Annotated in this window: 5 protein-coding genes; 2 read left to right on the top strand and 3 right to left on the bottom strand. The window is 51.2% G+C overall.

The genetic code is table 11. The features are described 5' to 3' along the window. Window positions 1-206 precede the first annotated feature (206 nt). A complete protein-coding gene (gene hldE / locus ACRC27_RS10430; RefSeq protein ID WP_438639831.1) occupies window positions 207-1,637 on the bottom strand; it encodes a bifunctional D-glycero-beta-D-manno-heptose-7-phosphate kinase/D-glycero-beta-D-manno-heptose 1-phosphate adenylyltransferase HldE in 1,431 nt (476 codons plus the stop codon). 131 nt (window positions 1,638-1,768) lie between these two features. On the opposite strand from hldE, the gene ACRC27_RS10435 reads away from it, so the two are divergent. Then, window positions 1,769-2,689, top strand: a complete 921-nt coding sequence (locus tag ACRC27_RS10435) for a Kdo(2)-lipid IV(A) acyltransferase (protein ID WP_438630156.1) — start codon at window positions 1,769-1,771, stop codon at window positions 2,687-2,689. A gap of 125 nt (window positions 2,690-2,814) precedes the next feature. Here ACRC27_RS10435 and glnE read toward each other — a convergent pair whose 3' ends face one another. Both glnE and ACRC27_RS10445 read right to left on the bottom strand, forming a co-directional pair. After that, window positions 2,815-5,946, bottom strand: coding sequence for a bifunctional [glutamate--ammonia ligase]-adenylyl-L-tyrosine phosphorylase/[glutamate--ammonia-ligase] adenylyltransferase (gene glnE, locus ACRC27_RS10440; protein WP_438639832.1), 3,132 nt, complete (start codon window positions 5,944-5,946; stop codon window positions 2,815-2,817). A gap of 119 nt (window positions 5,947-6,065) precedes the next feature. Next, window positions 6,066-7,616: a methyl-accepting chemotaxis protein gene (locus ACRC27_RS10445; protein WP_438639833.1), complete on the bottom strand. Its 1,551-nt coding sequence runs from the start codon at window positions 7,614-7,616 to the stop codon at window positions 6,066-6,068. A gap of 451 nt (window positions 7,617-8,067) precedes the next feature. On the opposite strand from ACRC27_RS10445, the gene ACRC27_RS10450 reads away from it, so the two are divergent. After that, window positions 8,068-10,125 (top strand): carbon starvation CstA family protein, encoded by a 2,058-nt coding sequence (locus ACRC27_RS10450; RefSeq protein WP_438639834.1) that lies wholly within the window; start codon window positions 8,068-8,070, stop codon window positions 10,123-10,125. Window positions 10,126-10,183: the final 58 nt, after the last annotated feature.

Genomic DNA, 10,183 nt, shown 5'->3' on the forward strand with positions numbered 1-10,183 from the left:
CGTGAGAAGATAGACATATACGGCACATCCTTGTGCGCAAGAAAGAGGCTTCCCATAAAGGGAAGCCTGATGGCGTTGGAGTGATGACAAAACAGTCATTACAAAACAAAAACCGTGGGCTAAATGCGGCTCATTTGCCGATACAACAGGTTTAGCGCACTTAGAGCATTCGCGCAAACCCGTCTACCTCAACCCGCGTATCGCGCTTATCCGCGTCCGTTACGGATTGCCGCAATAATGTTACTGGTTGAACAACCATCTTCAAAATTCAACACTTTGACCTCACCACCAGCCGCAATCACCTCCGCACCACCTGCAATTTGCTCAGGCAGATAATCACCACCTTTAACCAGCAAATCAGGCAATACCGAGGCAATTAAACGCTGCGGTGTATCTTCATCAAACGGCACTACCCAGTCAACCGCGCCCAAACCGGCAAGTACGGCCATACGCTGTGACAACGGGTTCACCGGTCGGCTTTCACCTTTCAAACGCTGCACCGAGGCATCAGTATTGACCGCCACAATCAGCCGATCACCGAGCTTGCGGGCGTTCTCCAGATACGACACATGGCCAGCATGCAGAATATCGAAGCAACCGTTGGTCATCACCACCCGCTCGCCACGGCGACGTGCCTGTATCATCACCGCTTTCAGGTTCTGTTCAGTCATCACACCAAAACCGCTGTCGGTACGGCCTCGAATGGCATTTTCCAGCTCCAGCGGTGATAACGTTGACGTACCCAGTTTGCCCACAACCACTCCGGCCGCTGCGTTTGCCAGAAAACAAGCTTCCGCCAGCGATTTTCCGGCTGCAAGGCTAGCAGCCAAAGTGCCGATCACCGTATCACCCGCACCGGTCACATCAAACACCTCTTGGGCCAGCGTTGGTAAATGTAACGGCTCATGCCCTTCACGCAGCAGCGTCATGCCGTTTTCTGAACGCGTGACCAGCAGCGCCTCTAGTTCAAAGCGGCGCAGCAGTTCCATACCGCGATCAACAATATCCTGCTCTGACTTACAACGGCCAGCCACTGCTTCAAACTCTGACAAATTCGGTGTCAGCAAGGTTGCACCACGGTAGCGCTCAAAATCGCTGCCCTTTGGATCAATCAATACCGGAACACCAGCAGCACGCGCCAGTTGAATCATTGGCTGTACAGCACTCAGCGCGCCTTTGGCATAATCCGACAGCACCAGCGCTCCGATATTCGGCAACGCAGCGGCAATGCGATCAAACAGCGGTTGAGGGTTGATATCATCAAACCCCTCTTCGAAATCCAACCGCAGCAACTGCTGATTGCGCGATAAAATACGCAATTTGGTGATGGTTGGATGGGTTGGTACAGCAACAAAATCACAGTCAACCGCCACCGCATTGAGCGCCTGCGACAATGCCATTGCCGCATCATCCACACCCGTAAGGCCAACTAAGCGCGAGCGCGCACCCAGCGAGGCAATATTCATTGCCACGTTAGCCGCGCCGCCCGGACGCTCTTCAATTTGCTCAACTTTAACCACAGGAACGGGGGCTTCTGGCGAGATCCGGTTGGTTGCTCCATGCCAGTAGCGATCTAACATGATATCCCCTACGACTAAAACACCGGCGCGAGAGTAATCAGGCAACATCACATTCATGCTTTGCTCCACAGACAGCAAAAAATAATCAAATGATGCCCGAGTGTATCACAAGGGCAAATAACAGACATGCAAGGTGCGACAGATGAGGGTAAACTAAGCTGTCTGCGTTATTTATTATGAAGTGCATCATGGTTCAAACTCAATTTCGCTCCGCCTTTTTTCATCCACGTTATTGGCTAACGTGGTTGGGGATCAGCACCCTGTTTCTCGTTACCCTGCTCCCCTATTCAGTGATCCGAAAAATCGGGTTTGGTCTTGGCCGTCTGTATATGCGTGTTGGAAAACGTCGGGTAAAAATTGCTGAGCGCAATCTGGAACTCTGCTTTCCGGAGATGAGCCATGAGGCTCGCCAGCAAATTTTACGCGAAAATTTCGTGTCAACAGGCATGGCCATTATGGAAACCGGTATGGCGTGGTTTTGGCCCGACTGGCGGATAAGACATATCTTTCAGGTGGAAGGCTTAGAGCACATTCATGCCGCACAAGCCCAAAAGCGCGGGGTACTGCTGATTGGTGTTCACTTCCTGACACTCGAACTCGGTGGTCGAATTTTAGGGACTTATACCCCCGGTGTTGGCGTATACCGCGCCAATAACAATGCGCTGCTCGACTGGCTGCAAACGTGGGGCCGATTACGCTCGAATAAATTCATGATCGATCGCAAAGATATCAAGGGAATGATTCGTGCCCTGCGCCAAGGCGAATTGATGTGGTATGCCCCCGACCATGATTACGGCCCGCGCCGCAGTGTCTTTGCACCATTATTTGCGGTAGAAAAAGCCGCTACTACCACTGGCACCAGTATTTTAATGCAAGCGGCCAATCCACTGATTATCGCGTTTGCCCCGATTCGTAATCAGGATAACAGCGGTTACCGCCTGCTGGTTCAGCCCGCGACACCAGGCTTTCCGATGGACGATGAAGTGGCTGCAGCAGCCTTTATGAATCAGGTCGTTGAGCAGGAGATTTTACGGGCACCCGGCCAGTACATGTGGCTGCATCGCCGTTTTAAAACACGGCCAGAGGGTGAGCCTTCACTGTATTCGTAATACGTGAATAAACGCCCTTCACCGTGCACTCCTTTCACCCTATCTGAAAACCACAAGGGCCTGATAATCAGGCCCTTGTGGTTACTGTAAATGATGACTATAAATATCACTTGCTGCTATGAATGCTATTTTTCAGGTTCGGCAAGCCACGTTTTCCAACTTGCCAACACCTGCTGTCGTTCAGCCACAAATTCGGCCACACTGACTTTTCCGGCTTGTTGTAGCAGTGCCAAACGGTGATTTTCATCCCGTAAATGGCAATAACACTCAGTCAGAGCACGCGCTTCTTCGGCAGGCATCAGACCATAACGGGCTAACTGTTCAAAAATTCGCACATTATCAGACCAGAGCGTAACAGCAGGCTGCGCTGCGGCAAAGCGAAGCACCAGATACTGGGCGATAAACTCAATGTCGGTGATCCCACCCGGATCGGCTTTCAAATCAAACCAAGTCAGATCGCGGCTAGAGAGATGATCCTGCATTTTATGCCGCATGGTCAGCACATCATGCCGTAATGCCGGTTCATTACGCGAGCGACATAAGATATCCTGCCTAACCTGCGTAAATCCGGCACGTAATGCCGGATCGCCGTACACCACACGCGCGCGCGTCAGCGCCTGATGCTCCCACGTCCACGCTTCTTGCTGCTGATAGGCATGAAACGCACTTAACGGGCTAACCAGCAAGCCTGCCGCACCGGAAGGGCGTAAGCGGGTATCAATTTCATACAGAACCCCCGAACCGGTACGCGTGCCAAACAGATGCATAATCCGCTGCACCAGACGCAGATAAAACTGGCGACCATCAATTTGCCGAACGCCCTGAGTAACAGCCTCGGGTGGGCAATCAATCAAGAAGACCAGATCAAGGTCTGAGCCATAACCGAGCTCCCAGCCACCGAGCTTACCGTAACCAACGACGGCAAAACCGCGGCCTCCCCGTTCACGCAGGTGCTCAGGCTCACCAAAACGGGCACTGACATGACTCCATGCCTGCTGTACTACTGCCTCAATGATCGCTTCCGCCAGATAGGTTAGGTGATCACTGACTTTCATCAATGGCAGTACTCCCGCAATATCTGCCGCCGCGATGCGCAGCAACTGCGCCTGTTTAAACTGGCGCAGTGCTTCCATCTGCTGCTCTTCATCCTCTTCAGGAACACGCAGTAAATACTGGCGCAGTTCATCAGGATAGTGCTGCAAAGAGAGTGGTTGATACAGCGTATTTGGGTCTAACAACTCATCAAGCAAAATCGGGTATTGTGCCAGTTGGTCGGCCACCAGTGGTGAGGCCGCACAGAGAGTAATCAAATGCCCCAACGCTGCGCGATGTTCAACCAATAGCTCAAGGTAGGTAGTGCGGGTGGCGATTTTACTCATCAGATGAATAATGCGCGGCAACAGGTCTGCAGCCTGCGGGTGTGTCAACACAGCCTCCAGCAGACGGGGCATCAGGCGATTAAGCACTTCACGCCCGCGTGGACCAAGCGTTCGCTTATCCATTTCACGGCGAAAATCTGCCACTGTGCGCTGCACTTTATCCTGCTGCTCTATCGCAACGCCCGCAGCACAAAGTAGCACTCGGGTTTCAGGATCGCACAGATTACCAAGCCACAGCTCAAGATAATGCTGTGGCTCATGTTCACTGGCAGTATGCTCATCGGCAGTGCGGTTTTCATCCTCTTCTTCGCCGATTAACTGGCTAAAAATCTGCCGCACCGCGCTGGTGTGCCGGTTAAGCGTCTGCTCCAGTGCCGACCAATCATCATGATGCATTGCCCATGCCAAACGAGCACGATCAAGTGCCTGTGTCGGTAAATCCTGTGTCGGCAACGTCTGAGTTTGCTCATCACGAATTGCCTGCAACAGATTTTCCAGCCGCCGCAGATACAGATACGCACAGCGTAACTGCTCGGCATCCTCCACAGTTAATAGCCCCAGATCCGCACTGGCCTGTAGCGCCGGCAGCAAAGATCGCCCCTGCAAAGCCGGTTCTCTGCCACCACGGATCAGCTGAAAGACCTGTGCAATAAACTCAATTTCACGAATTCCGCCCGCACCGAGTTTGATGTTATCCACCAAACCACGCCGCCGAACCTCACGCGCAATCATGCTTTTCATATTACGCAGTGATTGGATCACGCTGAAATCGATGTAACGGCGGAACACAAACGGCCGCAACATCTGTTTCAACTCCTGCGCATAGCGGCTGCCATCTTCCCCCATCAGCCGCGCTTTGATCATCGCATAACGCTCCCAATCGCGCCCCTGCTCTTGGTAGTAATCTTCCAGCGCCGCGTAGCTCATCACCAGCGGGCCACTGTCACCAAACGGGCGCAATCGCATATCTACCCGATACACAAACCCCTCCGCCGTGGAGTGATCAAGCGCTTTAATCAGCCGCTGCCCCAAGCGGGTAAAAAACTGGGCATTAGCCAGTGATCGTCGTCCGCCTTGTGTTTCACCGTTTTCTGGATAGGCAAAAATCAAATCGATATCAGATGAGAAATTCAGCTCACCACCACCAAGCTTTCCCATGCCCAAAATCAGCAATGGCTGCGGTTCACCCTGCGCGTTGCACGGCGTACCCATTTCACGGCAAGCGGCCTGATACAACCAATCTCGAGCACCCACAATCAAAGCTTCGGCCAGTAAACTCAGCTGAGTTAGGCTGTTTTCAGTCAACTGTTGTAAAGCTGCATTATCGTGCGGGTTGCTACCCGCCAGTACAGTACTCTCAACCACCATTCGCGCGTCCACTTGCAGCCACGCAATACGAGTCAGTTCTGCGCGCCGAAACTGGCGCAGTACACGCATGAATGTCACTTCATCATTCACGCCGACCAGCACCTGACTCAACAATACCGGATATTGCCGCTCACGCCCGTAAGCCGGTGGCTCGTGGCACAAACTAACCAGCAACTGCGGCTGCATCAGTAAGGTTTCTGCCGCAAATTCAGACAGTGCCAGCAACTGAACCAGCGCAGTCAGCGTTGAGTCGGAATGGGATGCTGACAAGGTTGTCAGGGCGGATAACAGATCTTTGGCATCAACATGGCTAGATTGCACATCGAGTTGCTGATCTAAACCCTGTTCTAGTTCTCGCGCTAAGTGCTGTTTTAAGCATTGGTCTAAGCGCTGCAACAGCGGTTGTGCGCCATATGCCAATGGCTCAGGCAATAACGCACAAGTCGCATGACTAGCAGCAGAAAAATCACTCAGCACAGTGGCGGGCAGAACAGAGGAAGTCAGGGGCATGGCGGCATCCAATCCGGTAAAAACAGTACGTCAATGAGGGATTAAACTAACAAAAAAGCCCCGCTTCATCACCATGAATACGGGGCTTTTTTACACTCAACGTATTTTACGCTGCAACATTACGCATGCTTAAAACGAAACTCACCGATCTCTGATTGCAATTTTTCCGCCTGCTGCTGCATGGCATCGGCAGTTTCAGTCAGTTCAGTCATCACCGTTACCGAACCGGAGATCAGCTCACGCACATTGCTTAAGTTTTTACTCATCTCTTGCGCTACCGCACTTTGCTGCTGAGCGGCCGAAGCTATTTCAAAGTTCATTTCACTGATACTGAGCACACTCGACTCAATTTTACTGAACTCGCTACCAGCCTGAATAATCTGTTCCGTTCCCTCTGCCGCTTCGGTGACACTCTGCTCCATCAGTTCAACGGCCTGACTCGCACTGCCTTGCAGCTGTGAAATCATCTCCTGAATTTCAACTGTTGCGTTCTGGGTGCGCTGAGCTAACTGGCGAACTTCATCGGCCACAACCGCAAAACCGCGCCCCTGATCGCCTGCCCGTGCAGCCTCAATCGCCGCATTCAACGCCAGCAGATTCGTCTGCTCAGAAATACTTCGAATAGTCGATACTACCGAGCCAATCGAACCCACCCGCTCCTCAACCTGATTCACCGCATGAGCCGATTCACGAATATCTGCCGATAACTGACGGATCACTTCGGTAGTTCGTCCGACAAACTGCGCTCCTTGCTTGGCTTGTTCGGCACTGATAGTGGTCGCTTGTGAGGCCAATTCCGTATTTTGCGCTACATTTTGTACAGTAGAGCTCATCTCGCTCATTGCTGAGGCCAACTGATCGATCTCAGCAAACTCCTCTTTGGTCGCCTCACCGGTTTCACTCATCGCAACTGACATCATCTCAGCAATCGCGGTTAACTCCTGTGAGGTTGAGGTTTGAGTTTCCACAATGTTGTGTAAATTCAAACGGGTCTGCTCAAGTACCCGAGCCATATCGCCAAACTCATCACGACACGGCATCACTATCGGTGAGGTCAGATCTTTGTGGGCAATCGCATTAATATTGGTCGTTAAGTAATTGATCTGCTTATGCATAACCCGCACAACACTGACCAGTAAACCAATAAACAACACAATCATTGCCGCGGTTTGCCAGAGTATCTGTAGTAGAAAATCCTGATACGCCTGATCAGCAAACTGCCGGTCAAGCGCTACCCCGATAACCCACCCATTGTGGCTGAGCAGATACGTCTGTTGACTGCCCTCACTCACCCAACCGGCCGACAAACCACCTACCGCTTTTTGCCAGCTTTCGCGATCACGAAAACGGGTATTTCCCAACAACTGCCCCTTGGGTGTCAGCACATAAACACCGCCGTTTTCTTGCCCCGACAACGGTTGTAACGCACCAGACAGTGCTGCGTCCTGCCCTGTCGAATACATATTATCCAGCAATACCGCTGTTACACCCGCCTGATGCTCTGCATTGTGCTGTGCCGACAGCAGTAAACTTTGCTGTAATAAATTGGCATCAAAGAGCTGCTTTCCGAGCAGAAGCAAAGTACTACCGACCATCAACAGTGCAATTTTCGGTAATAACCGAATATTGACCAGCCAGCGTTCTACAAAATTAAACGTTATTGTATTCATGCCAATCCCTGTTTCTGCCTGTGCTTGATTTTATCGCAAGATTTTTCGCCTAGCCCTGTATCGGCAAGCCGCATAAATAGATAATTTCGGCAATAAAAATAAGCGATTAGGTTCACAAAAATCACATACAAGAAAATAATCTGGCGGGATAAAGAAGATCTTCATCACAAATACAACAAGGCTTTGAAACAGAAAAGCGTCGGGAAAATAGCCCATACCGTTTAAAACTCGATATAACGCAGATTCAGCCTGCATAACCGGTTAAGTAAGGCTAAATATCCGCACATTCTGTGGAAAAAATACACCATCTGAGTGTTTTCCATCAAAACGTAACTCTGCTTGTCTTTCCTCTATTACGTTTACAAAATTGCAACGTTAAAAACCAACACACCGAAAGGTGCTGACCTCATTTTGCAACAAGTAATACCCTACGCAACAACAAGGAGTGTGTATGCAAACCCTAAAGGAGCGGGCAATCTGGCTCGCCGTAGCCCTGATCGGCGCGCTGGCCTTTGCCACTATCGCCCTCAATCGCGGTGAGACCGTTAATGCCATCTGGTTAATTGTGGCCGCAGTGTCGTGCTACTTGATCGCCTACCGTTTTTATAGCCGCTTTATTGCCAGCAAAGTACTCGAACTGGATGCCAGCCGCATAACACCAGCCAAGCGCCACAATGACGGGTTAGATTATGTTCCCACCAATAAATGGGTGCTATTTGGACACCATTTTGCCGCCATTGCCGGTGCAGGCCCACTCGTTGGCCCCGTATTAGCCGCACAAATGGGCTATCTGCCGGGCACTCTGTGGATTTTAGTTGGGGTGATGTTTGCCGGTGCGGTACAAGATTTTATCGTGTTGTTTATCTCTACCCGCCGTGACGGAAAATCACTCGGTGAGATTATTCGTGCCGAAATAGGGCCGGTGGGCGGTGCAATTGCCTCAATCGGGATCTTAATGATCATGGTGATCTTATTGGCCGTACTCGCTCTGGTCGTGGTGAAAGCACTGGTTGGTAGCCCGTGGGGTACATTTACCATTGCCGCCACAATTCCGATTGCGCTGTTTATGGGCATTTATATGCGCTATATCCGCCCCGGCAAAATCGGTGAGATCTCGGTGCTCGGCTTTATCCTACTGATGCTCTCAATTGTCTACGGTGAAAATGTTGCCCAAAGCAGTATCGCCAGTTGGTTTATGCTGGAAGGAAAAGATCTGGCTTGGGCACTGATTATTTACGGTTTCATTGCCTCGGTACTGCCGGTGTGGTTACTGCTTGCACCGCGTGATTATCTCTCTACTTTCCTCAAGATCGGCACCATTGTCGGTTTAGCATTAGGTATTGTGATTGTTGCCCCCGATCTGCAAATGCCATCTATCACCCGCTTTATTGATGGCAGCGGCCCGGTCTTTGCCGGAAGTTTATTCCCCTTTTTGTTTATCACTATTGCCTGCGGAGCCATTTCCGGTTTCCACTCACTGGTCGCTTCGGGCACTACCCCAAAAATGATTGAGAATGAATCACACACCCGCATGATCGGCTACGGCGCAATGCTGATGGAGTCATTTGTTGCCATGATGGCGCTGATTGCCGCCTGTGTACTCGAACCGGGGGTCTATTTTGCCATGAATGCTCCAGCGGCACTGATTGGTACAACGGCTGAAGAAGCCGCTCGGGTGATCAGCCAATGGGGGTTTGTGATCACACCGGAAATGCTGACTCAAATGGCACGTGATGTAGGAGAACAAACCATTCTATCTCGTGCCGGCGGTGCGCCAACATTGGCGGTAGGTATGGCACATATTTTATCGCAGGTGTTCGGTGGGCAAACGATGATGGCATTTTGGTATCACTTCGCCATTTTGTTTGAAGCGCTGTTTATTTTAACTACCATTGATGCCGGAACCCGAGTCTGTCGCTTTATGATTCAGGACCTGCTCGGCAGTTTCTTTAAACCGCTTGGTAATACTGACTCGCTGCCGGCCAATTTGCTGGCAACCACACTGGCCGTCAGTGGTTGGGGCTATTTCCTGTATCAAGGGGTAATAGATCCGCTTGGCGGTATCAATACCCTGTGGCCACTGTTCGGCATTGCCAACCAAATGCTGGCTGCAATGGCGCTGATCCTCTGCACTACCGTGCTGATTAAGATGAAAAAAGCCCGTTTTGCGTGGATCACTGGTCTGCCTTGCGCGTGGGTACTGATTACCACCCTGTATGCTGGCTGGCTGAAAATTTTCAGCGAAAACCCAAGAATTGGCTTTTTGGCGCATGCCGATAAATTTCAGGCTGCAGCAGAAAAAGGCGAGATTCTGGCTCCTGCAAAAACACTCGAACAGATGCAACAGGTGATCGTTAACGACTACGTCAATGCCGGATTAAGCACCCTGTTTATCAGTGTGGTACTGGCTATGCTGTTTTTCGGTATCCGTGCGGCACTAAAAGGCCATCGCAGCCATACTGCCACAGCAAAAGAGACACCCGCACAGTATCAGCCGGAGGGATTATAATGCAGACGGTAAAAATGATTACACGGCTCAGCCGTATCAGGCTGCTTTACCAACGGGC

The sequence above is a fragment of the Plesiomonas sp. genome (assembly GCF_051650925.1).
Taxonomy (GTDB): Bacteria; Pseudomonadota; Gammaproteobacteria; order Enterobacterales; family CAMTGL01; genus Plesiomonas.